Source organism: Nitrosopumilus zosterae (assembly GCF_025998175.1).
GTDB classification, from domain to species: domain Archaea; phylum Thermoproteota; class Nitrososphaeria; order Nitrososphaerales; family Nitrosopumilaceae; genus Nitrosopumilus; species Nitrosopumilus zosterae.
Window position 1 is genome coordinate 153,522 of the sequence record NZ_AP026695.1, and the last position, 24,322, is coordinate 177,843.

The window sequence follows — 24,322 nt, forward strand, 5'->3', positions numbered from 1 at the left end:
TTATAATATGGTCTTGCATTGAACTAATATTTAGAAAAGATCTTTTATGCATATGGATCAAGTTCTCAAACTCCAATATTCACTTGATGCATTATTTGGAAATGGAGTATCAAAATATTTACCAAAAAATATTGAAATGATATTTTCTAGAAAGACCGGAAGAATCCGAACTGTTTTGCATGAGGGAAAATTATTGTGTACTTTGAGAATTGATGGTGGCTTGGCAATCAGTCCTTATTTTGCTCAAATTTTATTGAAAAGTAAAACATTCAAAGAAAATTGTGTGGAAATAAACAAGGATGCTGCTCCTTTTGTAATGGATGGAAAATCAGTATTTTGTAAACATGTAGTGTGGTGTGGAAATAAAGTTAGAATTTCTGCTGATACCCCTGTATTGTTCAAAGGTAGAGTGATTGCAGTAGGTAAGGCTGTTTTGTCCCATGAGATGATTTCTGATTTTAATAGAGGTGTGGCCATAAAGGTCAGAGATAGTTTAAAAAGTCCAAAGGAGGCAATAGAATCATGATGCGAGGAGGTAATCGTGAAATGCGAAGAATGATGGATAAGATGGGTCTAGACATGAATGAGCTATCAAATGTTCAAGAGGTAATAATCAAAACTGACAAGAAAGAGATTATTATCACAAAACCCTCCGTTACTGAAATGAAAGCAAAAGATAATTCGATTTTTACAGTAACTGCAGATAGCTATGAGGAAAGAGAATTGGAGGTTCCAATTTTCTCGGAAGAGGACATTCAACTTGTGAGTCAACAGGCTGGAGTTGATGAAGAAAAGGCCAAAAATGCTTTAGAGGAGGCCGAAGGCGATCTTGCTCGAGCAATCTTGCTTTTGACAAGTGGATAATTTTTATTTGTTTTTTATGCCTAAAAACTAACCAAAAATGAATGATTTAAGTAATGGATTCATTAAATTTTGAGTATAATGAGTAGTATGGCCGAATCCAAAGTTACGGGAATTATCAAATCTCTGAATGCTTTAGAAGATGAACTAGATTCGTTGAATAGTAAAGTAGGCGACATGAAAAAACAACTGAATCTAAAGGCTCAGTCTAAAATTGATTCATTATTAGAAAAAACTAGAGAAATGGCCACAAAAGAGGCTGAAGTAATTATTAATGCATCTAAAGAAAAGGCAACTTCTGAATCTCAAAGAATTGCTCAAGAAGGTGATGCTAAATTATCTGAAATACAATCCACGATTGATGCCAATTTTGATGAAGCAGTGAAACATGTAGTGTCAACTGTTTTGAAGGCATAAACCTAAATTTCATATTTTATTCAAAAAAATATCGATCCCTTACTTAATACTCGTATTGGAATTGCTACTACGTATGGTAAGCATTACTATAGGTTTTCAACCTATCTTAAGACGCTTCAATTGTCTTTTGATTCTATTCTCCCAGAAGAAATTTTAGATTATTCGGGGCATCTAATATTTACAACTAGGAAAGAATCTCCCAAAAAATGTAAAAAACTATTATTTCATGAAGATATATTTGAACAGCCTTCAACTGTGATTAGAGGAATAATGATGCAAAAACTCAATCTAGATTTTGAGGAAGAAATTTTAATTTTAGGTGTTGATCCTGGACAACGAATAGGCTTATCTGTATTTTATTATGGGCAAGAAATTGAGAGATCGTTTCATTTATCGATTGAAGACTTTGTTTTTCACATTATTCAAATTTTAGGAGGCCTTAGAGCAAAACAGAAAATAATAAAAATTGGAAATGGAAATATGGTCATTGCCAAAAAAATTGTTTCTATGTTGAATCTAACATTTTGTTCATCTTTTGAATTGGAATTTGTTGATGAACGGAAAACTAGTTTAAAAATTAAAAATTTCAATCAACGAGGAAAACGAGATATGCTTTCAGCAAAATATATCTCTCAACGTGATGGTTTTAGACATTCTATTTTACCATTGTCTTTGACAGGTTGAGCATTCAAAAATTTCGTTTTTCTAAATTATCTATTTTTATATTTTATCAATACTTCGTTGACACAATTATGATAGTATAATAATTTCTTGAATTTTTTATATTTTTTTGAAAAAAGAATGAAATTTTTTGTTAAACAACTATATTGACAGTTGTTATTTTTCCAAAAAATATCGAAATAAAATAAGCTATACATATTTATTGGAGATTTCAAGTTTTTTTTTGAAACAAATACTGATGATCGCATTATAATTAAAAATATTTGCAACTTTTTTAGTTTTTTTTATAGATTTTATCGATCCATCCTTATATAGTTATGAATTCTATAAGATACTACCAAGATGACTTGTAAAGGAATTTGTGTTAGATATAAGGCTCAAAAGCCAGTTGGAACCGGAAGATATGCTTCAGGACAACGTCGATGCCAAATTTGTGAAATATTCATCAAATGGGAAGGACTTTGGTGTCCATGTTGTGGATATAGATTAAGAACAAAACCACGTAATCTTAAGTACAAAGCAAAATTACGAGCTAGAGTTGAGGCTGATTCTATTGAAGCTAAAGCAGTTGCTGACACTCAACCAGAAGAAATTGAAGTTGAAGTAAAGCCAAAAACAAAATCTAAATCAAAAACTGTAAAAGCTAAAGCAGCAAAATCCAAAGTAGCAACAAAAACTAAAGAAAAAACTCCATGCAAATATTGTGAAAAATTATTTGTTTATGCAGATAAACACGAAAATAACTGCAAGAAGAATCCTGATGTTGAAGTTGTATCTGCTCACGAGAATGAATCAATAGCAATAAAAGCATAAGATTTGTTCATAGCTTATTGAACTCTCCAAATGGATTTTTCCAGAAAGCGGTAAATTTGGAGAGCCGTAACTTCTTTTTACAAATTCAAAAATTTGAAAATGGCTATTTTATTTCAATAACTGAAGGTGTTAAAAAAATAGGTTCTATTGTTGCCTCTTTAGCTACGGGACCTAGTCCTATCACTACTACTGTAATTCCCACAAGAACAGATTCTCTTTTTTTAAAACTTGTTGCTGAACGAATTAGTACTAGGGTGAGAGGAATTGCCCTAGTCTCAGTATTTGTTCAAAAAGAATTAGAAACTGATACTGCAAAAGCCTTAATGTCTGAAATTATGGACATGATTGAGAATGAGTGATTTAAGAAATTATATTTCTCAAATTAAAAAGATCAACGATCTTAAAATAATAAAAAGAAAAGTTTCGACAAAATTCGAAATAGCCGGCATCACTGCAAAAGTTGATGGTTCACATGCTGTATTGTTTGAAAATATTAAAGAAAGCAATTTTCATTTAGTTGCAAATTTAGTGGGAACTAGGAAACGATTTGCTTTAGCAATGGGCGGGACTGAAAATAATATACATGCAAAAATTATTTCGGCAATTAAAAACGCTAAACATCCAAGAATTATTCCTTCAGGACAATTCTTGGAAAACAAGTCAAAAAATCTCTTTTCTATGCCTATTGTGACTCATTTTGAAAAAGAATCTGGCCCTTTTATCACATCTTCTGTGGCTTATGCCAAAAATCCTGAAACTGGAAAACAAAATTCTTCATTTCATAGAATGATGCCAATTGATAAAACTCATTTTACAATTAGAATGGTGGAAGGACGTCATCTTCATAGATGTTTCATTGACGCAAAAGAACATGGAGAAGATCTTAAAATTGCAATCACAGTAGGTGTTCATCCAGCAATTTTGATTGCAGGTGCATATCAAGCAGAATGGGGACAAGATGAAATTGATATTGCAAATTCGCTTTTAGGCGGAAAACTTACTTTGACGAAACTTCCTTTTTCAGGGTTGAATGTACCGTCAGGTTCAGAAATTGTAATGGAAGGAAAAATTCTTCGCGACAAAACTCATCCTGAATGGATGGTTGAAATGCTTCAAACATATGATCATAAAAGATCTCAGCCTGTTTTTGAACTTGAAAATTTATACTTTAGAACCAATCCTATTTTCCATGATGTTCTATCTGGATATTCTGAACATAGATTACTGATGGGAATGCCAATTGAATCTAAGCTAAATGGTGAATTAAAAAAAGCATTTCCTCAAACACTCCAAGTTTCTATGACTAATGGTGGATGTAATTGGCTACATGCAGTTGTACAAATTAAAAAGAAAAGTGATTCTGATCCTAAAAAAATAATTAAAAAAACATTTGCTTCACATCGTTCATTAAAGCAAGTAACTGTAGTTGATGAAGACATTGATCCTACTAATGCAGAATCAGTAGAGTATGCTATGGCTACAAGATTTCAAGCTGATAAAGATTTAATGATTCTTAAGAAAGTTCGTGGCTCAAGCCTTGATCCTTCAAGTAATCAAAAGAAATTACAAACTGCTAAAATGGGAATTGATGCAACCCGCCCTCTTTCTAAACGTCCAGAGGGCTTTGAATTAGCTAAAATCCCAAAAATCAATAAAATCAATCTAGAAAAATATATCAAATAATCATTAAACTGATTAAATTAAATTGGATGAATAAAAGATCATATTAAATCAAAGATATGTCTTCTAAAAATTCCCAACTACGTGAAAAAAGTCCCTCAGAATCACATGCAGAAGTAATAGTTAGAATGTTTCCTTCTGACGCAAACCCTGCAGGAAATGTGTTTGGTGGTGAAATTCTAAAACATATTGACATGGTTGCAGGAATTGTTGCTCAACGACATTCTCAATCAAATGCTGTTACTGTGTCTATGGATAGTGTCAATTTTCTAAAGCCGGTATTTGTAGGAAATGTTCTCAAATTAAATGCAAGAATTAACTATGTACATAACTCCTCAATGGAAATTGAAGTAAAAGCCGAAGCTGAGGATATTGTAACAGGAATAAGGACTCTAACTGGAACTGCTTTTGTTACATTTGTAGCTCTAGATAAAAATGGAAAACCAACACATGTTCCAAAATTAGCTCTCAAAACAGATGAGGATAGAACCAAATTTGAGGAAGGTAAACTCAGAATGGAAAAACGCCTAAAAAAGCGTCAAAAATAAACTTCTCTTAATTTCTATAGATCCATTTAAGAATAACAAAAATTATCTTTAGTTATTGTCCGAACAAGAAAAAAACAATGAATGGGATTCCTTATGGCAAGAATACACAAAAGCACTTGACAACTGGAAAACTGTTTATGAACAAATTCAAAAAGCTAGTAGTGACATGCAAGAAAAATTCAACCAAGTATGGGACAAAGCAACTATTGAATCTAGTACTGAAACCATGAAACTGTTTACCGAAAACTGGCAAAAATCAATGGCTGATGCTGGAATGAATTCTTTCAAAGAATTTACCGAAAACTGGCAAAAAGTATTAAATGATTCAAATACTTCCACTTTCAAACAATTTACCGAAAACTGGCAAAAGGCTTTCAGTTCATCTGGATTAGAACAAATGAATGCTTATGGTGAAATGATGAAGAAATTCGCTGAAACCTGGAGTTCCATGTGGCCAAAATCTTAATTCATTGAATCGAGAGAAAAATTATTCTTTTTTTGTAGTTGTATTGCTATAGAGATAATGACTGCTTTTGAAGTAACAAATTATCTGTCTTCTCTTGGTTAACCCATTTAGCATTAATCTAAATGGTAGTTTTTGGTAAACTGATTATTTTTCATTTTATAATAGAATACTTTGGTGAACAAAATCTAAAAAAATTCATCATATTTTAAAACTTTGAAATATGCTGTCAATTTTTTAAAAATCATTAATATTATTTCTAGGTCATGTGTACTGAATTTCTAGATTAAAGTAAAATATAAAAAAGAAAACCAATCACACACTAGTTTTTTTGTGTGATAGGATTAATCCAAGATTGAATTGTGTTTTTATTCAATTCAGCAAATGCGTTTATGTTATCATTGAATGTTTTGATGTTTTGAACAGTTGCATCAATTGTTGTTTTAACTAATTGATTGTTTACTGTACTTGCTTGAACAATTTGCTTGTTTGTATCAATAATTGCAGTTTTTGTAGCATCAGGAACATCTGAAATAATTCCAGTCTTTTTTGCAAATTCTTGTTGTACAGATACAGATGCATTAATCGTTTTCTCACAAGTTTTCATACATTCTTCTTGCAATTGTGTCATGGCTTGAAAATACTGTGGGATGATTTTTGAAATATTTTCAAAGTATTTTTGGACATTTTGCTTGTACATTGAATATACATTGTTTGATTGAGTTTGTGTACTCATACGATAACATTTTGATACTGATATATATACTATTGGTAATTATTGGTAATTGTTGGTAACTATTGGCTACCAAAACATATGTAATAAAACTCGGTTAAGTATGATTTCAAAAGAATAAAACTGATCTAGTCCGAATTTTGTTGATGGAGATTACTCAGAATGAATGCTTTATTGAATTATCTAGTTTTGATGATTTAGCAAGATACGTTTGTGCCTTTCAAGAATATCCTAGAAGAGTATACTCTCAAGAATTCAAAGGTTCTAGAATTATTTCAAGTAGTTTGACTCTTGCAAATACTTTGTTGATTTTTTATGCCCCTTTACCCAAATTTGGAAGATACGTTTCATATCGAGTTAACGGAGATAAGGAAATTTGTGATGTTGTTGAATCTACAAAAAATATCTCAAATTATGCACCAATTGTTCATATGGAATCAGAAATTTCCCCTTTACCAGCAGAATCAAAAAAAATATCTGATGTATTCCATCCAATTCAAGTACGAGATTTAGGAAGTTTAGCTAGATTAACATATAATCCTGAATTTCCAGATGAATCTAATCTTACTCTATATGCACTCCAACACAAAGAATCTTGGGTAATAGGATACATTACTTCATTAGAAATGGATGAAGTCTATTATAATTTCAATTATGTTAAATTATATTCTGAACCTTCAAAACATTTTATAAAATATCAAGGGAATCTAGGAAAAGAACCAGAATTTTCTAATAGTATAGAGCACGGATTTTCATATTTGCCTATTATTAAAATCAAGAAAAATCCACATATTTTTGGCTTTTCAACTTAACTATTTCCATGTTGTTAATTCTTTAATTTTTTTCCTTGATTCTTCAACTAATCGTCTCATTACAGGAATGTATATTTCAGCAGCGTATGCAATTTCAATATCTTTATGATTTTCAATATCTAAAAATGTTGATACATTAATTTGATTTTTACCTACTTTAGGTTCATTCTTTTCATTTCTTTTATGATTAATAATTTCTAAAAATACTGGTAATTGTCTTTTTACTTCTATATCTAATTCTTCTTTAGAACGTAATTTTTCATTACTTAAATTAACTTTGATTTGTTGATTAATATCATCTTCGTAGCGGTCAGATGCTCTAATCATTATCTTGATCTTAGGAATTCTTTCTGATTTAATCTTACATTGACATATTTTTTTTATAAAATTTGGATATGGGTTTCCATGTTCATATTCATATTTCTGTAAAAACCACTGGAAAAATTTGATTGCATTTTGATCGTTTTTCTTTCTTGCTTTTTCATGAAATTTCTCTAGGGAAATTTTTTCTGAAATGAATAATCCAAAATCTCTATTTGCTTCTTCAAAAATACCATCATAAGTATTACTTACCGAATTAATGAATCCATTAAAAAAATGATTTACATAAAATGGATCTGGGTCATACTGTTTAATCTGTTTAACACAAACTTCACAATCTCTTATCTGTTCTTCAATATTCATTGATCTTTGCCAGATTCTAGGTTTACATATTTTGATTGCTTCTTTAAACTTGCTGCTAATTCTTTAAAAATTTCATTGACACTTACATCTACTAGATTTATGGTTGCATTTTCTTTCACAATTTGTTTTTCAAATTTTTCTTTAATTGCAAAAGATACTGATGACCAATGAAGAATTCCTCTTAATTGTTCTTCAGCAGTGACATTTGTTGTAGGGAAATTCGCTGGAGAAAAAACAATTCCGTTTGTCCATTGCATTGTCGGAATTCCTCCACCAGATGATCTTGTACTAAACGCTATTTGCTTTACCCAATCATCAAATTTGTATTCAATCACCTCATGAATTATCAATTTTTTCCATGGTTCTATTGATATTTCCATCTAATAATGGAGGAGTCCTAAACCAATTATAATCTTATTTTTATCATATACATATAGTTCCTCCAAATTTTATTGATTAAAATTGCTTATTTACTAGAAATCAATCATTATTTTTTATAATGGATAAATGGGCTGACTATTTAATTTCTAAAGTCAGTTATGACTCAGATCATTTGATCTCTGTTGCAATCCGTCATCAAGAAACTGAACAAGGAATTACAGAAGGTAAGTCCATAGATCGTTTGACTATTGCTTCTGATATTAAGAATGGTTTACTCTACATTACAATTTACAATGGGAAAAATTCCTGGAAAAAAGGACATAAAATTAAAACATTCTCAATTAGCGGTACTCCGTATCTACGAATTGACGGAAATAAAGTAAAATTAGATTATCTTGGAGATATACAAGAATTATTGATTCCTAAATCTGATTTTTCCGAACAATTAGAATCACATCAAGAACCAATCACAGAACCAGAAGAAGATGAAGCAACACCGGAACAATTAGCTAGATTAGAACAATTAGAAACACAAATTGAACAATTAGAATCACATCAAGAACCAATCACAGAACCAGAAACTCTTCCCAGTCCTAGAGGTTCATTACCGAAAGATTCCACAGAAGAGCTTCCACAAGAATTAGATCTTGCACCAGAACCAATCACAGAACCAGAAACTCTTCCCAGTCCTAGAGGTTCATTACCGAAAGATTCCACAGAAGAGCTTCCACAAGAATTAGATCTTGCACCAGAACCAATCACAGAACCAGAAACTCTTCCCAGTCCTAGAGGTTCATTACCGAAAGATTCCACAGAAGAGCTTCCCCAAGAATTAGATCTTGCACCAGAACCAATCACAGAACCAGAAGAAGATGAAGCAACACCAGAACAATTAGCTAGATTAGAACAATTAGAAACACAAATTGAACAATTAGAATCACATCAAGAACCAATCACAGAACCAGAAGAAGATGAAGTAACACCAGAACAATTAACTCAATTAAATGATCTCCAACAACAAATTGATGAATTAGAAAATATATTGTCATCTAATCTAAATTTATCTTTAGATAAATCATCTAAACAAATTCCTAAAATTAGGGAATCCGAAAAACCTGAAGACACAAATATTGAACAAAAAATAATTCATACTTTACAAAAACAAAATCAAAAACTTGATAATATTGAGAAAAAACTTCATAACTCAACAATTGAAAAAACTCTTGAATCTAATTCACTTGATGCTTATTGTGTAAAATGTAAAACAAAAAGAAATATTGAAAATCCTGAAGAAACTGTAATGAAAAATGGTAGACCAGCAGTACGTGGAGTATGTACTGTTTGTAAATGTAAAGTTTTCAGAATCATAAAAATGAAAAAAAATTAAATTATTTCTAAATTCTAAACTTGTTTAAATTATACTTGACCTGATTGCCATGCCTGATTGAATTTTTTAATGGCTTCCTGATATGCTGCAATTGAATCATCTCCAGATGTTGAAAGAAATTTCTCCCACTGTTCATTAAATTTCTTTATCGATTCAATATTTGTCTCCTTGAAAATGCTTTCAATCATCTTTGTTTGTTGTTTGATGTATTGTGGTCCAATTTCTTCCCAAGTATTTTCCCAACTTGAACTTACTTTTTTTAACAATTCTGCATCGGATTCTAATGCTTTTTGACATGCATCATGATAAGTCATTAGAGTTTCATTGGTGGCTTTTTGCCATTGAGCAAGAGATTCTTTCCATCCATTTAATGCAGCATTGTATTCTTTCCATGCTTTTTCAAATTCTGGTTTTTTTGATGATGCTGATTTTACTTGTTTTTTTGCCTTGGAATCTACCTTTTTTACTGGCTTTTTTTTAGCAGTTGCTTTTTTCTTTACAGCCATATCCTGTTTAAAAAATAGTAGATGTTAAATCTTTCAATAATTTTAGGATTAGAAAAAAATCATTCAATCTTCGTTAAAATTTTGATGCTTTGGTAAATTTTGGAGCATGCTTTTTATCTTTATTTTTAAATAATTCGTAGTGCTCTCTACAAAGATTTCTAGTTTCTCGAAAACTTATACTGATTGTCTCTAATGCTTTTTGTTTGCACTCTGAGATACTACATTTCAATACGAAAAATACCTCCTGATCAGTAATAAAACTTTGAAATTATGTCATTACCACTGCTAACTTTTTATCATTGCGTAATATCGAAAAAATATGAACGACGATGAGAAAGGAAAGCGATTTTTAGAATTAATTGATGAGCAAAATAATCTTCAATGGAGTGCCATTGCAAAACTGACTTCTTTAATTAGTTCAAAATGGAATTCCAGAGAGCTTCAAAATGAACTGGAATCAATAGTGGAAAAGCATTCAACGATAACAAAAGAGCTTAACAGTCTAGATGAGAATAGCAGTATTTTATAGAGCAGAATCTACCATTAGTGCAATAAACAATACTGCCAAATATGGACTAGAAAATTTGAACAAAGTCCATGAAGCTTTCTCCATAGGCTTTACAATTACCCATATTGACAAAGCAATCATTAATGCGCCTGATACAATCGCAGTCCATAGATATACACTACCTACCATTGAATCTCCACTTTCAGTAGTAATGAAAAATGGCGCAATTGAAAATAATACCATGATTACAGTTGATCCTGCAATTGCTCTTGCAGATGTCTTTTCTGATTGAACTGCAGTTAGCATCGGAACATTTACTTTGTTATAATCATCCTTGAAATGTAATGTCAAAGCCCATATGTGCATTGGAATCCAAATAAACACTAATCCTGCCATTGCTAAACCCATCGTCCATAAATCTGACATACTTACAGCTACCCAACCAATCATTGGAGGTGAACCTCCACACAAACCTCCTAAAATTATATTGGTTCTTGAATTTCGTTTTAGCGCATAAGAGTAAACTAGAATATTATTTACTAAGCCAAATGCAATAAATGCAGTTGCCCATGCACCTTGTTCTAAAGTAGTAGTAAAAGAAATTCCAAATGCTAAAACTAATGATATGCCTGCTAATACTAATCCAAAATTTCTTGCTTTTTCAGCAGGATAGATCCTTTTTGATGGAAGTGGCCTACCCTTTGTTCTTTCCATAATAGCATCAATATCCCTATCATGATAATTTGTTAAAGTATTAGCAGCGGCAGAGCCTGCTGCAACTGAAAACAACATTAGCAACCAAGTTGCAGGAGAAATTTCAATATCATAAATATTAGATGCTGTTAATGCTGCACCAAATGCAGTAAAGACAAGTAAATACCAGATCTTTGGCTTTGTTAATTCATAATATACGGCAACTCTTGATTCAGATTTTTGCTTTTGCAATACTAGTCACTACCCTTTGATGGCATATATGGCATTGCTTTCATTCGTGATTTCATCTCAATAAATGATTCTGAAGACTGTATTCCTTCAATTCTACCAATTCGCTCTGAGATCATTTTATGCATCTGATCTAATGATTTTGAATACATAGTTACTAAAATGTCAAATCTTCCTGTAACTTCAGCTACTTCTCTTACTCCATCTATTTTGAATAATTCTTCTATAATGTGATCGCGATTTTTTGTATCCATGTTAATCCCAGTTAATGCTTTTACATTATACCCAAGTTCAGCATCATTTACATCAATAGTAAAACGTTCAATCAATTTTCTTTTAACTAATCTTTTGATTCGTGAATATACCACTGATGAATTTACATTGATTTTCTTTGATAATCTCGGAACTGAAATCGATGCATCATTAGATAATTCTGATAAAATTTGTAAATCTAAATCATCTACTTTTGCCGTTTAAAACACCTGAGTCGATCTAGATTTCTGGTTCTTATAAAGTTATTATTGAAAAAATTACAAAAAATTATCTAAATCTTGCCTTTTTTGTATAACATTTCTGCAAGTAACACTGCACCTTTTGCTGAACCCATTTTTTTATTATGTGAGAAGAGCATGTATTTGAGACCGTTATCAAATAACTCTTCTTTCTCAACTCTTCCTATTGTGGTTGTCATTCCATCACCAACAGTTCTCTCCATTCTAGGTTGAGGTCTTGTAGGATCTTCATGAAATGCATAGTAATCTTTTGGAGCAGAAGGCAATCCTATAACTGAAATATCTTTATTGCATTGATTGTAAGTCTCTTTTGCTCTTGCAGGATCAATCTCCTTTGTCGTTTCAACAAACACAGATTCTGTGTGTCCATCTATTACAGGAACCCTAGTACAAGTACAGCTAATTCTAATGTCTGCTTCTTCAATTTTTCCATCTTTTAGTTTACCTAAAATTTTTCTGGTTTCTTGTCTTACCTTTCCTTCTTCTTTCGGAATGTATGGAATTATGTTATCTGTTATTCCCATGGCCGACACACCTGATTTTCCACCACCTGAAATGGCCTGCATTGAAGTCATCATAACTTTTTTTGCACCATATTTTTCAAGTAATGGTTTTAATGTAATTGCTAAACCTGTGGTTGTACAGTTTGGAAGAGGTGCCACCCAACCTTTCCAATTTCTATTCTTTTTTTGAATATCAAGTAATTCTGTCTGCTCATCATTAATTCCTGGAATTAGAATAGGAACATCATTTTCGTATCTATAAGCTGAACTAGTTGAGATAACCGGTAAATCAACTGCCATTTTAGTCTCAATGTCTCTTGCAGCTTCAGATTCAACAGCAGAAAATACTAAATCTAATTGTGATACATCTAATTCATTAATTGATTTTACTGTCATTTCTTTGATGTATTCTGGGATTTCTCCACCTACATCCCATGCAACAATTCCATTTGAATCCTTTATTGCGTCTAGGTATTTCTTGCCTGCAGAACGTTCAGATGCTGCAATTTGAGTTACTTCAAACCATGGATGGTTATTTAGTGACTGAACAAATTCCTGACCAACAGAACCTGTAACTCCAATAATTGCAACCCTTTTTTTAGCCATAATTTACTAATTGATGTCTTTCAATTAATAATCGTTTTCTGAATCACCAAAACATACTAAATCAGCAACTACTATTTGGAACTGTGAAAATAAGAACAAAATCTTCCATAATTAGACATATTCCAGTAATTCACGGGGGAAGACACTCTTTAAAAAATTCTAATCCTCAAATATTGGATTTTAGTTCCAACATTAATCCACTTGGAATCCCTCCATCCGTAAAAAACTTCCTTAAAAAAAATCTTGACACTATTCAAAATTATCCTGATTTAGACTCGTCTGAACTAATTTTAAGTATAAAAAAATACACGCAATTAGATAAATCAAATATTCTTGTTGGAAATGGTGCAATTGAACTAATCTATAATTTCTGTTTTGCCTTTCTGTCTGGAAAAAAAGTATTGATTCCTGTTCCTACTTTTCAAGAATATGAAACTGCAGCAAAACTCAACAACAGTAAAATTTCATTTTTTAAAACATTAGATTTGTCTGAAAATATTAATTCATTTATTTCAAAAATTCCAAGAAATGGTTGCATCTTTATTTGTAATCCTAATAATCCTACAGGAAAACTTTTGCCAAAAAAACAAATGCTAAAAATAATTCAAAAAGCACAAAAAAATTCTTCTTTAGTATTTGTTGATGAATGCTTTATTGAACTAGTTCCTGAATCCAACGAATCAGTAATATCATATATAAAAAAATACGATAATCTATTTGTTTTACGTTCTTTGACTAAATCTTTTGGATTTCCTGGATTGAGAATAGGTTACGCAGTAGCATCAAAGCAAATAGTTGAAATTTTGCAGAAAATAAAAATCCCATGGAGTGTAAATTCCCTAGCACAACATGCAGCAAAAATTTCTCTTAACAATAAATCTCATATCACAAAATCAAAATTAGTTATTAAAAAGGAATCAAACTTTCTAAAAAATAAAATCAATCAATTTTATGGATTTGAATGCTGTGATTCTTCAACAAATTTTATTTTGATAAAAACAATTCATGATTCAACAGAATTACAAAAAAAATTACTCAAACATAAAATCCTTATTCGAGACTGTAAAAATTTTCGAGGATTAGACAATCATTATTTTCGTATTGCTGTAAAATCTCATAAGGATAACATAAAACTAGTAAAAGCATTGGAGAATTTCACATGAAATCATTAATGATTCAGGGAACATCTTCTGGTGCTGGAAAAACAACTCTGGTTGCAGCTCTTTGCCGAATTTTTTCAGATAAAGGATACAATGTTGCTCCATTCAAATCCCAAAATATGTCAAATTTTGGATATGTTACGCCTACATTTGAGATTTCCAGAGCACAAGCTATCCAAGCAATTGGTGCTCGTTGTACAATCACTCCTGACTTGAATCCTATATTGCTCAAGCCAATAGGAAATTACAATAGCATTGTATATCTACATGGAAAACGCTACAAAAAAATGCATGCAAAAGATTACTATGAAAAATTTGTAAATACCAAAGGATTCAACATTGCATCTAGATCTTTGAAAACATTGCAAAAAAATTTTGATTTAGTAATTTTAGAAGGTGCAGGATCGCCTGCTGAAATTAATTTACAAAAATTTGATATTGCAAACATGCGAATTGCGGAAAGAGCAAAAGCTTCAGTATTACTTGTTTCTGATATTGACAAGGGCGGTTCCTTTGCAAGTATTGTAGGAACTATGGCTTTAATTGAAAAAAAATATCAACAGCTTGTAAAAGGTTTCATATTTAACAAATTTAGAGGGGATATTGATGTGCTAAAACCAGGATTTCAAAAACTCAAAAAACTTACAACTATTCCCGTTGTTGGTACTGTCCCACTAATATCACTAGATTTACCCGAAGAGGATTCTCTTCATGCAAAACCTAAAGATATCACATGGAATAAGAAAAATCTTTTAAAAATTGATAATGAACTAAATCGATTAGCAAAAACTGTAAAATCAAACATTGATATCAAATCAATTGAGAGAATGCTAAAATGATTCTTGAATCTATTTTTATTGTTGGTATTGCAATTTTTATTGATTTAACATTAGGGGATCCAAAAAATAAATATCATCCTACTGTTTGGATGGGCAAATTAATTGCTACACTAACACCTATTGCAAAAAATAAAAATCCTACAATTGAAAAAACTGGAGGAATTTTAATCATAATTATTACTAGTCTGATTGTTATCTCATTACTTTTAATTTTAAATGTTGGAATATCTCTAATCTCTTTTGATTACATTTCAATTATAGTGTATGTAATTGTTGGTGGATTATTACTAAAAACCACAATTGCTATTAGAGGAATGGAAAATCACACCCATAAAATTCTAGAATTCCTTGATAATGATCTAGATGGGGCTAGAGCAAATCTGTCTATGATAGTTAAGAGAAATACTAAGAATCTGGATAAAAATCATGTAATTTCAGGCATGTTGGAGAGCATTAGTGAAAATACTGTTGATGGGATAACCGGTCCTCTTTTCTATTTTTCAATTTTTGGTTTGCCTGGAGCATTTATGTATAGAGTAATTAACACTGCAGATTCAATGATTGGATACAGGACAGATCTATTCAAAAATGTAGGATGGTTTGCTGCAACTTGTGACACCATTTTGAACTATGTTCCATCTAGACTTACAGGCTTGACTATGATTATTTCAGCTGCTATCTTAAAAAATAATTGGAAGAAATCATACAAAATCATGATTCGTGATGGCAAAAAAACTGAAAGTCCAAATGCTGGATATCCTATGGCTGCATTAGCAGGAGCGCTTGAAACAAAATTTGAAAAGATAAATCACTACAAGTTAGGTGACGGTGAAATTACATTAACAAAAGAACACGTGTACTCTGCAATAACAATGATGAAACTTACATCAATTCTCTTCTTTGGAATAGTTACAATTCCAATAATTTCCATTTTGTCTTTAATTGGATGGTGGATTCATGCTTAAAGAAATAAGTTCTGTTTTTTCATTTCTTACAATATTTCCATCTTCAAATACGACTCTAGAAAATATCGCAAAATACATGTATCTTTTTCCTATAGTTGGAATTGCAATTGGACTTTTAGTCGGTTCTTTTGGATTTGGTTTATCCTTCTTTTTAGATCCGTTGTTAGTTAGTTTGTTAGTTGTAGCTTTTATTGCAATCGTAACTGGAATTCATCATGCAGACGGCTTGGCTGATTTTGCTGACGGATTAATGGTCAAAGGTAGTAAAGATAAAAAGCTAAAAGCGATGAAAGATCTTTCAACTGGTTCTGCAGGAATTGTTGGAATAGTGTTATATCTAATTGGATTGGTGATTACAGTTTCACTTACAAGTGGATTTGATTTGTTTAAAGCAATTTTGATTAGTGAAATTCTAGCAAAATTCTCAATGGTATTGCTGGCCAGTCTTGGAAATTCAGCCTCCTTAGGCTCCAATTCACCTTTTGTAGACGTGATGAAAGATAAGAAAAAACTCACTGCCGCATTCATAATCATGCTAATTCCTGTCATCGCTATTGGTGAAACAACTGGATTAGTAATGCTCGGCGTAACTGTAACTCTTGTTATTTTTCTTTTAGCACTATCCACTCGTAGTTTTGGTGGAATTACTGGTGACGTGCTTGGCGCTACAAATGAACTCACAAGATTAGCTTCATTGATGGTGTTTGTATCAATATGATTGGGATTGTGATGGCTGGTGGGAAAGGCACTCGTATGAATTTAGATGACGAAAAATTATTGCTCAAATACAAAAAACCAATCATACTTCACGTAATTGATTCATTAAACAATTCCAATCTTTTTTCAAAAATTCTAGCAATCACAAGTTCTAATTCTCCTAAAACAAAAAAACTACTTCAAGAAAATAATATTGAAATCTTTGACACTCCTGGAATTGGTTATGTTGAAGATCTAAATTTAGTACTAAAGGCAATAGATGATCAAGTTTTAGTTACTTCTGGCGATTTACCTTTATTGGATGGAGAGATAATCAAAAAAATTGTAAACCAATATGACTCTCAAAAAACATGGACTAGCATCCTTGTAACTAAAAAATTCCTTTCTTCACTTGGACTTGAATCTGATTATCCAGTAAATTTTTCTGATCAAGTATGCCATTATACTGGGATTTCATTAGTAAATTCAAAAAAAATTACATCGCTTGAAACTTTAGATGAAAATTATATCATATTTGATGATAAGAGACTTGCATTTAATCTAAATTCTAAACAGGATTATGATTTACTCAGCACTACCTGAGACTTTGCCATTAATTTTGGCTTTAGAACCTGTTGCTTCTGCAATTACATTTCCACAGGAATTGCATGCAACTTGTGTTGATGCATGAGAATAAACTACTTGTAATTCTCCACATTCATTACAGTTGACTTTTTGAAACTTACTTGCTGGTTTTGGAATCTCAATGTGATCTTTTTTCATGCTGCCACCAACTCAAATTTCTTAATTCTAACGCCTACTTTATTGTATTTCTTTTTACACACGGTACATGTCATGATAGGAGTAACTTTCTTTGTAACTTTGGCTGGTTTTGCTAATTTTGGGAATTTCTGTCCACCATATCCCTTTTTACGTTCTGCGTGTCGACGTTCACCTCTAGCTGAACCTCGTCTTTTTCCAGCCTTGTAAATGGAGACCTTTTGTTCAGTATGTGTTTTACACTTTGCACAATACTTTCTGATCACCTTAGGAATGTTCATATCAAAAAAACCTCTTCAACCGTAATTTAAGCATTGAATCTATAATAGGCGCAAAATCCAATTATTATCTGTGACTTCGAGCCTGGCAACTTCGATCTCTTCATTGAATTCCGTAGCTATGGGTGACAAAAAAGCCGATCTTATTTTAAAAAATTGTAATTTACTATCAGTTTACACACGAGAAATTCTCCCAAAAATTCAGATTGCAATAATATGTGATAGAATTGCATATGTTGGTCCTGATGCTTCACATACTTTAGGTCCAAAAACAACTGTAATTGATGTAAAAGAAAAATATGTTTCTCCTGGTTTTGCAGATCCTCACTTGCATATTGATCAATTTGTGTTGCCTTCTGAATTTGTACAGAAGGCTCTTCTTTGTGGTGTTACTTCTTTATTTTCAGATCCAATTGATATTGTAAGCGTTGCAGGTTACAAAGGTTTTCAAGAATTTCTTAAACTTGGGGAAGATTTGCCAATAAGAATTTTCCAAGTTGTACCTGGAGGTCTTCCTGTGGATGGAAAATTTAGTAACAGTGACTCTCTCACATTATCGCAAGAAAAATCTGCAATAAAACATCCACATGTTCTTGGTTTGGGAGAAGTTTTTTCTTGGACCAAAGTAACTCTTCGTGAACCAAAAACAATGAAATCTATTTCATCTATGTTGGAGCATGATTGTATAATTAATGGCCATACAGCTGGTGCAAGTGAAAAGAAACTTAATGCATATGTTTCCTCTGGTATTTTATCATGTCATGAACCAATCAATTTTGATCAAGTGTTAGAACGATTACGTCTTGGAATGTGGATAATGATTAGAGAAGGCTCGATAAGACGAGATTTGAAAGAAATTATTCCAAGCGTTTTATCTCATGGGACGTATCTTAATCGTTTAATGTTTTGCTCAGATGGTCTTGATCCTCTTGATATTATGAATTTTGGTCACATAGATCATTGTGTAAGAGAATCAATCAAACTCGGCCTCAAACCAATAGACGCAATTACTATGGCTTCAAAAAATAATTTTGATTATTATAACATGGGAAAAGATCTTGGTGGAATAGCGCCTGGAAAATTAGCAGATATTCTAATCTTTGATGATCTAAAATCAATTAAACCGACCAAAGTCTTTGTAGGTGGAAAACTAGTTGTATCTAATGGAAAAATTGTCACATCTATTAAGAAAAAATCAATATCTCCATGGTTCAAAAAAACTGTAAAATTAAAAAAATTCTCAAAAAATGACTTTCTTATAAAATCAAAAAAGAAAGACGTACTTGCAAATACTATATTCATGCAAACTGAAATCATTACTAAAATCGGTTCAGCTAATCTTCGTTCAAAGGATAATCAAATTTCTGCTTCTTTAGATTCTGATATATGGAAAGTTGCAGCATTTGATAGAATTCATGGTACAAATCAACATTCTATTGGATTTCTTGAAAATTTTGGAGCTGATATTGGTGCATTTGCATCTACGTGGAGTTTTCATGAAAATGATCTGATAGTAATTGGATCTGATGATTCTGATATGGCAATAGCTTCCAACCACATTATACAGAATCAAGGTGGATTTGTTGTAGTAAAATCTGGTAAAATTCTTGCATCTTTGCCCTTACAATTTGCAGGAATTATTTCTACAGATTCTTTTGACAAAGTATCCAAAAATTTTGAAAATATCAATAATACTATTGTTGATTCTGGATGTAAATTTTCCAGACCTCATCTGGTTCCATTGTTTTTACCTTTCTTGGCATTACCTTCTGTTAGAATTCTTTCAGGTGGAATTGTAGATGTGAAAAAACGGCGTTACATACAACCGATCAACTAAGTAATGTTAAAAAGGGGGATTCGGGGACTGAAGCTGAAACTAAATGGCATCGATTCAACAAGGACCAAATGGACCTGTTCTAGTTCTAAAAGAAAGTGCACTACAACAGAAAGGTAAAGATGCACAACAAAACAATATTTCTGCAGCAAAATTAGTTGCAGAATTAGTAAAAAGTAGTCTTGGACCTCGTGGTCTAGATAAAATGTTAGTTGATTCCTTAGGTGATGTTACTATTACAAATGATGGTGCTACCATCCTCAAAGAGATTGATGTTCAACATCCAGCAGCAAAAATGATAGTTGAAATTTCTAAAACAGTAGACAATGAAGTAGGTGATGGTACAACTTCTTCAGTTGTATTTGCAGGTGCTTTGTTGGCAAGAGCAGAGGATCTTCTCAAAAAAGATGTTCATTCATCAACCATTGTTGATGGTTTTCAGGCAGCTGCAGACAAGACTCTTGAAATTTACTCTGCACTAGCAAAAAAAGTACTGCCTGATGATAAAGACTCTCTTAAGAAAATTGCTACAACCAGCATGCAATCAAAATTAATCTCTGAAGATAGTGGAATATTATCAAAAATCGTAGTTGACGCAATTCTTAGCATCGCTACAAAGAAAGGCGATGAATATTCAGTTGATCTTGAAAACATTAAAGTTGAAAAGAAGTCTGGCGGTTCAATTCAGGATACACAAGTTATACAAGGAATTGTTTTGGATAAAGAAATTGTTCATAGTGGAATGCCAACAAAAATCGAGAATGCCCATATTGCATTAATTAATTCTGCATTAGAAATTGAAAAAACTGAAATGAGTTCTGAGATTAGAATTACAGACCCCACTCAAATGCAGATGTTCTTAGAAGAAGAAAATAGAATGATAAAATCCATGGTAGATAAATTGCATGATATTGGAGCGAACGTTTTGATTTGTCAAAAAGGCATTGATGATATTGCTCAACACTATCTTGCAAAATATGGGATCATGGCAGTTCGTCGCGTAAAAGAAAGTGATATGATTAAACTTTCAAAAGCTACAGGTGGAAGAGTAATTAGTAATCTTGATGATCTTTCAGAAAATGATTTAGGTTCCGCAAAATTGGCCCATCAAAAAAAGGTGGAATCTGACAAATGGGTTTTCATTGAGGGTTGTAAACACCCACAATCTGTTACAATGCTAATTCGGGGAGGTTCTCAAAGAGTAATTGATGAAGTTGATCGTTCTATTCATGATGCATTAATGGTCGTAAAAGATGTAATTCAAAAGCCTGAAATTGTTGCAGGTGGTGGTGCACCTGAAGCATATGCAGCATCATTGCTAAAAGACTGGGCTGATAATTTTGATGGCAAAGAACAACTAGCTATCAAGAAATACGCAGAGGCTCTAGAAGTAATACCATTGACAATTGCTGAAAATGCAGGAATGGATCCAATTGATACTATGGCAAATCTACGAGCCAAACAAAATCAAGGTCGTAAATGGACTGGAATCGATGCTAGAAATACTCAGATTGCTGATATGATGGCAATTAATGTTATAGAACCCATTGCAGTCAAAGAGCAAATAATCAAATCTGCTACAGAAGCTGCTTGCATGATTCTTAGAATTGATGATGTTATTGCTACATCTGGCGCCCCCGGTGGCGGAATGCATTAAATCTGTAATTTAGTTAAAACTAAAAACTTCAAATTTTCTAAAGTTACTATTGTATAAAATTGGCATAGATTTAGGCGGTACCAAAACCGAAGTAATTTTACTTGATGAAAATCTTCGTGCTTTAGAAAGAAAAAGAATCCCAACACCACAAAATGATTATGAAGAAATAATCAATAACATTTCCTCTTTGGTTTTGGAAGTATCAGAAAATATTTCTGATTTTTCTATTGGTGTTTGTACACCTGGTGCCATTTCTAAACAAACTGGATTAATAAAAAACAGCAATACTCAATGCTTGATTGGGAACTCTCTAAAACAAGATCTAGAAAAAAAACTTGGGAAAAAAATTTCTATTGAAAACGATGCTAATTGTTTCACTATGGCAGAAGCTAAAATGGGTGCTGCTATGGATTATGGTTTAGTTTTTGGAGTAATCATGGGTACTGGTATTGGAGGCGGTATTGTGATTGATGGAAATCTTCATTCTGGTAGAACCAACATCGCTGGAGAATGGGGACATCATATTTTACATCGTAATGGAAATTCCTGTTATTGCGGAAAAGCTGGGTGTGTTGAAACTTACATCAGCGGCCCGTCATTAGAAAAACAATGGAAAAAACAAACTGGCAAATCTATGTCTCTTCCTGAAATTCTTTCTAATATTGACAATAAGGTTGGCCAGAAATGGAAAGATGAATTTCTTGAAAATTTTGGTTACGGCCTTGCTAATGTAATTGACATTTTAGATCCTGACGCAATTGTTTTAGGTGGTGGTTTGTCAAATATTGATTTTCTATACACTGAAGGAAAGAAATTAGTTTATGATAAAGTATTTTCAGATCTAGTTGATACTCCAATTTTGAAAAACAAATTAGGTGATTCTGCTGGTGTGTATGGTGCAGCGCTATTAACTTAGTTTTCAGGACACCCATCTATTCTTTGAATAAAATATCCATTTGTCATTATCTCAATTTCCATATCTTCTGGAACTGATTGCGTATGGCAAAATCTACATTCCTCTGTGCTTACTTTTGCTGTTTCTTCCCCAATTCCTTTTAGCCATTCTTCTGCAAAAGAAATCGCTTTTTCTATATCGCTTTCATCAGTAACTACATCAAAATGCATTGTATGACCATCTTTTGCCTTAACATATGTGTCAAAAACATGAAAATCCATGTTTATCCCAAATTTTTGGAATATTTATTTTTAATTTCCAGAATTTTATCTACAGTTTTGTTTACATCTACATCTAATTCTGTACTAATCAAAATTAATCCTGCACCACCAATAGGAATTGTAATACGATAAATTTTCTCATACTTTGCTAATGCAAAAATTGGTTTGCCGATTTTATCTGATGTTTTTTTACGTGTAGACCAGCGATAAACTGCCTGAGATAAAGACATCTCAGTTTCTTCTCTTGTTAAATGACTTTTTAATCCCTGTCTCATTTTATCATAAAGTTCACCGTAATCATAAATCCCAACATATCTGATTTTTTTATCACATTCTAAAACTTCATCACAAATTTTTTCATATTCCAAAACTATCCCTACTGTGGCTCAATCGTTGCAGGCGGTTTACTTGAAATTGTGTATGTTACCCATGTGACATCTTCAATCTCATTTGTTATTCTATTACTCATCTTCTCTAAAAGTCCATGTGGAAGTCGAGTCCAATCTGCCGTCATTGCATCTATTGAATCTACGACTCTAATCATTACAATATTTCCATATCTTCGTTCATCACCAACTACGCCTACTGCTCTATCATCACCTACAGCTGCATAAGCTTGCCATACTTTATCATACAAATTAGCTTCTAGTAATTCATCTTCAACAATTCTACTAGCCACTTTTGCAATCGTTAGTTTAGTTGGGGTTACCTCTCCGATTATTCTGACAGCTAGTCCTGGACCGGGAAATGGATGTCTCATGAAAAGCTTTTCTGGAACTTGAAGAATTTTTGCTATTTTTCTTACCTCATCTTTATACAGTTCCCTTAATGGTTCTAAAATTTCTAAATTAAGCCAATCTGGCAGTCCTCCTACATTGTGGTGAGATTTTATCACAGCTGCAGGACCTTTGGAGACTCCACTCTCAATCACATCTGGGTATAGTGTTCCTTGAGCCAGCCATTTGAAGGGACCATTTTTTTCTGCAAACTCTGTAAAAACATGAATGAATTCCTCACCCACAATCATTCTTTTCTTTTCAGGATCTTCTACACCTTTGAGTTTCCCAAGAAATTGATCAGCAGCATCAATTGAAGTAAAATTCACTTTGAAATTATCTTTAAACATCGCCTCAATTTCTTTTTCTTCATTTAATCGTAAGAGGCCATTATTTACAAAAACACACTTTAGTCTATCCCCGATTGCTTTGTGAATTAGTAGTGCCACTACTGTGGAATCTATCCCACCACTAACTCCACAAAGTACATTTCCTTCAATTTTAGAAATTTTCTCTACTGCAGAATCAATAAATCCCTCCATAGTCCAATCTTGATTTGCACCACAAACTTTCAAAACAAAATTCTTGAGAATTTCTGTACCTTGTTCTGTATGTACTACTTCTGGATGAAATTGAATTCCATAAATTGATTTGTTTTCTGATGCAATTGCCGCAGCTTTTGCACCTTCTGTATGTCCAATAACTTGAAATCCAGGTGGAATTTGCTCAGCTTCATCACCGTGACTCATCCATGCTCTAACTGATTCTCCAATCCCATTTAGAAGATCTTTGTCATTATCAATTGTAAGCAAAGATGAACCATATTCTTTGTTTGCTCTTTTTACTTTGCCGCCGTACTTGTTAACAATTAATTGATGTCCGTAACAAATTCCGAGTAACGGTAAATTCATTTCAAATATTTTATTTTCAGGAACTGGGGCATCTGAATTATAAACGCTTGATGGTCCTCCAGAAAAAATTATTCCTTTTGGATTAAGTTTCTGTAATTCCTCAAAACTAATATCATAAGGTACAAGTTCTGCATAAACTGAAAATTCTCTTATTCTTCTGCAAATCAAATGGCTATACTGTGACCCGAAATCTAAAACTACTATTTTGTCCAT

The 24,322-nt window shown here is 32.2% G+C and carries 32 protein-coding genes and 1 pseudogene; 20 read left to right on the forward strand and 13 right to left on the reverse strand.

From position 1 onward, the window contains the following. Nucleotides 1–52: 52 nt before the first annotated feature. The 9 genes from OO712_RS00910 to OO712_RS00950 all read left to right on the forward strand — a co-directional run bounded on the left by OO712_RS00910 (nt 53) and on the right by OO712_RS00950 (nt 5,466). Complete coding sequence (locus OO712_RS00910; RefSeq protein WP_109877436.1) at nt 53–526, forward strand: PUA domain-containing protein; 474 nt, start codon at nt 53–55, stop codon at nt 524–526. Next, nucleotides 523–864 carry a nascent polypeptide-associated complex protein gene (locus tag OO712_RS00915; protein ID WP_109877435.1) on the forward strand — a complete coding sequence of 114 codons (342 nt, stop codon included), beginning with the start codon at nt 523–525 and terminating at the stop codon, nt 862–864. The genes OO712_RS00910 and OO712_RS00915 overlap by 4 nt, the downstream gene beginning before the upstream one ends. An 87-nt stretch (nt 865–951) precedes the next feature. After that, on the forward strand, nt 952–1,278 hold the full coding sequence (locus OO712_RS00920) for a hypothetical protein (protein ID WP_109877434.1): 327 nt from the start codon (nt 952–954) through the stop codon (nt 1,276–1,278). A 120-nt stretch (nt 1,279–1,398) separates the two neighbouring features. Beyond that, nucleotides 1,399–1,962, forward strand: coding sequence for a hypothetical protein (locus OO712_RS00925; RefSeq protein WP_200829099.1), 564 nt, complete (start codon nt 1,399–1,401; stop codon nt 1,960–1,962). Between the two features lie 339 nt (nt 1,963–2,301). Continuing rightward, nucleotides 2,302–2,772, forward strand: a complete 471-nt coding sequence (locus tag OO712_RS00930; RefSeq protein ID WP_109877432.1) for a hypothetical protein — start codon at nt 2,302–2,304, stop codon at nt 2,770–2,772. 17 nt (nt 2,773–2,789) lie between these two features. After that, the gene (locus tag OO712_RS00935) at nt 2,790–3,131 is read left to right on the forward strand and encodes a hypothetical protein (protein ID WP_109877431.1); all 342 of its coding nucleotides are present in this window, start codon (nt 2,790–2,792) and stop codon (nt 3,129–3,131) included. Further along, nucleotides 3,124–4,455, forward strand: a complete 1,332-nt coding sequence (locus tag OO712_RS00940; RefSeq protein ID WP_109877430.1) for a UbiD family decarboxylase — start codon at nt 3,124–3,126, stop codon at nt 4,453–4,455. The genes OO712_RS00935 and OO712_RS00940 overlap by 8 nt, the downstream gene beginning before the upstream one ends. Nucleotides 4,456–4,511: 56 nt before the next feature. After that, entirely contained in the window at nt 4,512–5,000 is a 489-nt protein-coding gene (locus OO712_RS00945) for an acyl-CoA thioesterase (protein WP_109877429.1), read from the forward strand. A gap of 55 nt (nt 5,001–5,055) precedes the next feature. Then, nucleotides 5,056–5,466, forward strand: a complete 411-nt coding sequence (locus OO712_RS00950; protein ID WP_109877428.1) for a hypothetical protein — start codon at nt 5,056–5,058, stop codon at nt 5,464–5,466. Nucleotides 5,467–5,785: 319 nt separating this feature from the next. Here the strand turns inward: OO712_RS00950 and OO712_RS00955 are convergent, their stop codons facing one another. Next, a complete protein-coding gene (locus tag OO712_RS00955; protein ID WP_109877427.1) occupies nt 5,786–6,199 on the reverse strand; it encodes a hypothetical protein in 414 nt (137 codons plus the stop codon). 143 nt (nt 6,200–6,342) lie between these two features. Between OO712_RS00955 and OO712_RS00960 the strand changes: the two genes are divergently transcribed. After that, a complete protein-coding gene (locus OO712_RS00960; RefSeq protein ID WP_109877426.1) occupies nt 6,343–7,008 on the forward strand; it encodes a hypothetical protein in 666 nt (221 codons plus the stop codon). Here the strand turns inward: OO712_RS00960 and OO712_RS00965 are convergent, their stop codons facing one another. Continuing rightward, nucleotides 7,009–7,692 carry a hypothetical protein gene (locus tag OO712_RS00965; protein ID WP_109877425.1) on the reverse strand — a complete coding sequence of 228 codons (684 nt, stop codon included), beginning with the start codon at nt 7,690–7,692 and terminating at the stop codon, nt 7,009–7,011. After that, complete coding sequence (locus tag OO712_RS00970; protein WP_109877424.1) at nt 7,689–8,072, reverse strand: hypothetical protein; 384 nt, start codon at nt 8,070–8,072, stop codon at nt 7,689–7,691. The genes OO712_RS00965 and OO712_RS00970 overlap by 4 nt, the downstream gene beginning before the upstream one ends. A 119-nt stretch (nt 8,073–8,191) precedes the next feature. Here OO712_RS00970 and OO712_RS00975 point away from each other — a divergent pair, with 119 nt between their 5' ends. Next, the gene (locus OO712_RS00975; protein WP_264953748.1) at nt 8,192–9,460 is read left to right on the forward strand and encodes a DUF5679 domain-containing protein; all 1,269 of its coding nucleotides are present in this window, start codon (nt 8,192–8,194) and stop codon (nt 9,458–9,460) included. Between the two features lie 29 nt (nt 9,461–9,489). Here the strand turns inward: OO712_RS00975 and OO712_RS00980 are convergent, their stop codons facing one another. Then, nucleotides 9,490–9,966, reverse strand: coding sequence for a hypothetical protein (locus OO712_RS00980; protein ID WP_109877413.1), 477 nt, complete (start codon nt 9,964–9,966; stop codon nt 9,490–9,492). A gap of 319 nt (nt 9,967–10,285) precedes the next feature. Between OO712_RS00980 and OO712_RS00985 the strand changes: the two genes are divergently transcribed. After that, nucleotides 10,286–10,495, forward strand: a complete 210-nt coding sequence (locus OO712_RS00985; protein ID WP_109877412.1) for a hypothetical protein — start codon at nt 10,286–10,288, stop codon at nt 10,493–10,495. On the opposite strand, the gene cyoE is transcribed toward OO712_RS00985, so the two are convergent. The 4 genes and pseudogenes from cyoE to asd form a co-directional block, all read right to left on the reverse strand. Continuing rightward, the gene (gene cyoE, locus OO712_RS00990; protein WP_109877411.1) at nt 10,490–11,419 is read right to left on the reverse strand and encodes a heme o synthase; all 930 of its coding nucleotides are present in this window, start codon (nt 11,417–11,419) and stop codon (nt 10,490–10,492) included. The two genes, OO712_RS00985 and cyoE, sit on opposite strands and share 6 nt — an antisense overlap. A gap of 2 nt (nt 11,420–11,421) precedes the next feature. Further along, nucleotides 11,422–11,745, reverse strand: a complete 324-nt coding sequence (locus OO712_RS00995; RefSeq protein ID WP_263970084.1) for an Lrp/AsnC family transcriptional regulator — start codon at nt 11,743–11,745, stop codon at nt 11,422–11,424. Nucleotides 11,746–11,796: 51 nt separating this feature from the next. Further along, nucleotides 11,797–11,859 (reverse strand): annotated as a pseudogene (locus OO712_RS10685) (Lrp/AsnC family transcriptional regulator); the annotation flags it as partial. Nucleotides 11,860–11,960: 101 nt separating this feature from the next. Further along, the gene (gene asd, locus OO712_RS01000; protein WP_109877409.1) at nt 11,961–13,037 is read right to left on the reverse strand and encodes an aspartate-semialdehyde dehydrogenase; all 1,077 of its coding nucleotides are present in this window, start codon (nt 13,035–13,037) and stop codon (nt 11,961–11,963) included. Nucleotides 13,038–13,120: 83 nt separating this feature from the next. Here asd and cobD point away from each other — a divergent pair, with 83 nt between their 5' ends. Genes cobD through OO712_RS01025 form a run of 5 tightly spaced genes read left to right on the forward strand, consistent with a single transcriptional unit; the run spans nt 13,121 to nt 17,300 of the window. Continuing rightward, a complete protein-coding gene (gene cobD, locus OO712_RS01005) occupies nt 13,121–14,200 on the forward strand; it encodes a threonine-phosphate decarboxylase CobD (protein WP_109877408.1) in 1,080 nt (359 codons plus the stop codon). Continuing rightward, the gene (locus OO712_RS01010; RefSeq protein ID WP_109877407.1) at nt 14,197–15,036 is read left to right on the forward strand and encodes a cobyric acid synthase; all 840 of its coding nucleotides are present in this window, start codon (nt 14,197–14,199) and stop codon (nt 15,034–15,036) included. Before cobD ends, OO712_RS01010 begins: the two co-directional genes overlap by 4 nt. Further along, complete coding sequence (locus OO712_RS01015) at nt 15,033–16,001, forward strand: cobalamin biosynthesis protein (protein ID WP_109877406.1); 969 nt, start codon at nt 15,033–15,035, stop codon at nt 15,999–16,001. The genes OO712_RS01010 and OO712_RS01015 overlap by 4 nt, the downstream gene beginning before the upstream one ends. Beyond that, nucleotides 15,994–16,719: an adenosylcobinamide-GDP ribazoletransferase gene (cobS, locus tag OO712_RS01020; protein WP_109877422.1), complete on the forward strand. Its 726-nt coding sequence runs from the start codon at nt 15,994–15,996 to the stop codon at nt 16,717–16,719. Before OO712_RS01015 ends, cobS begins: the two co-directional genes overlap by 8 nt. After that, nucleotides 16,716–17,300: an NTP transferase domain-containing protein gene (locus OO712_RS01025; protein WP_109877405.1), complete on the forward strand. Its 585-nt coding sequence runs from the start codon at nt 16,716–16,718 to the stop codon at nt 17,298–17,300. Before cobS ends, OO712_RS01025 begins: the two co-directional genes overlap by 4 nt. On the opposite strand, the gene OO712_RS01030 is transcribed toward OO712_RS01025, so the two are convergent. Together OO712_RS01030 and OO712_RS01035 are read right to left on the reverse strand one after the other, a co-directional pair. Further along, entirely contained in the window at nt 17,283–17,480 is a 198-nt protein-coding gene (locus OO712_RS01030) for a 30S ribosomal protein S27e (RefSeq protein WP_109877404.1), read from the reverse strand. The two genes, OO712_RS01025 and OO712_RS01030, sit on opposite strands and share 18 nt — an antisense overlap. Beyond that, entirely contained in the window at nt 17,477–17,758 is a 282-nt protein-coding gene (locus tag OO712_RS01035; protein WP_109877403.1) for a 50S ribosomal protein L44e, read from the reverse strand. The genes OO712_RS01030 and OO712_RS01035 overlap by 4 nt, the downstream gene beginning before the upstream one ends. A 118-nt stretch (nt 17,759–17,876) precedes the next feature. Here OO712_RS01035 and OO712_RS01040 point away from each other — a divergent pair, with 118 nt between their 5' ends. From OO712_RS01040 to OO712_RS01050, 3 genes are read left to right on the forward strand one after another with little or no spacing between them, the layout of a single operon-like run. Next, the gene (locus OO712_RS01040) at nt 17,877–19,592 is read left to right on the forward strand and encodes an adenine deaminase (protein WP_109877402.1); all 1,716 of its coding nucleotides are present in this window, start codon (nt 17,877–17,879) and stop codon (nt 19,590–19,592) included. 43 nt (nt 19,593–19,635) lie between these two features. Next, nucleotides 19,636–21,246: a thermosome subunit beta gene (thsB, locus tag OO712_RS01045; protein WP_109877401.1), complete on the forward strand. Its 1,611-nt coding sequence runs from the start codon at nt 19,636–19,638 to the stop codon at nt 21,244–21,246. 49 nt (nt 21,247–21,295) lie between these two features. Beyond that, complete coding sequence (locus OO712_RS01050) at nt 21,296–22,162, forward strand: ROK family protein (protein WP_109877400.1); 867 nt, start codon at nt 21,296–21,298, stop codon at nt 22,160–22,162. Here the strand turns inward: OO712_RS01050 and OO712_RS01055 are convergent. Genes OO712_RS01055 through guaA form a run of 3 tightly spaced genes read right to left on the reverse strand, consistent with a single transcriptional unit; the run spans nt 22,159 to nt 24,322 of the window. Further along, nucleotides 22,159–22,422: a DUF2024 family protein gene (locus OO712_RS01055; RefSeq protein WP_109877399.1), complete on the reverse strand. Its 264-nt coding sequence runs from the start codon at nt 22,420–22,422 to the stop codon at nt 22,159–22,161. The two genes, OO712_RS01050 and OO712_RS01055, sit on opposite strands and share 4 nt — an antisense overlap. A gap of 2 nt (nt 22,423–22,424) precedes the next feature. After that, a complete protein-coding gene (locus OO712_RS01060) occupies nt 22,425–22,790 on the reverse strand; it encodes a hypothetical protein (RefSeq protein ID WP_200829098.1) in 366 nt (121 codons plus the stop codon). Nucleotides 22,791–22,798: 8 nt separating this feature from the next. Next, nucleotides 22,799–24,322: a glutamine-hydrolyzing GMP synthase gene (guaA, locus tag OO712_RS01065; RefSeq protein ID WP_109877397.1), complete on the reverse strand. Its 1,524-nt coding sequence runs from the start codon at nt 24,320–24,322 to the stop codon at nt 22,799–22,801.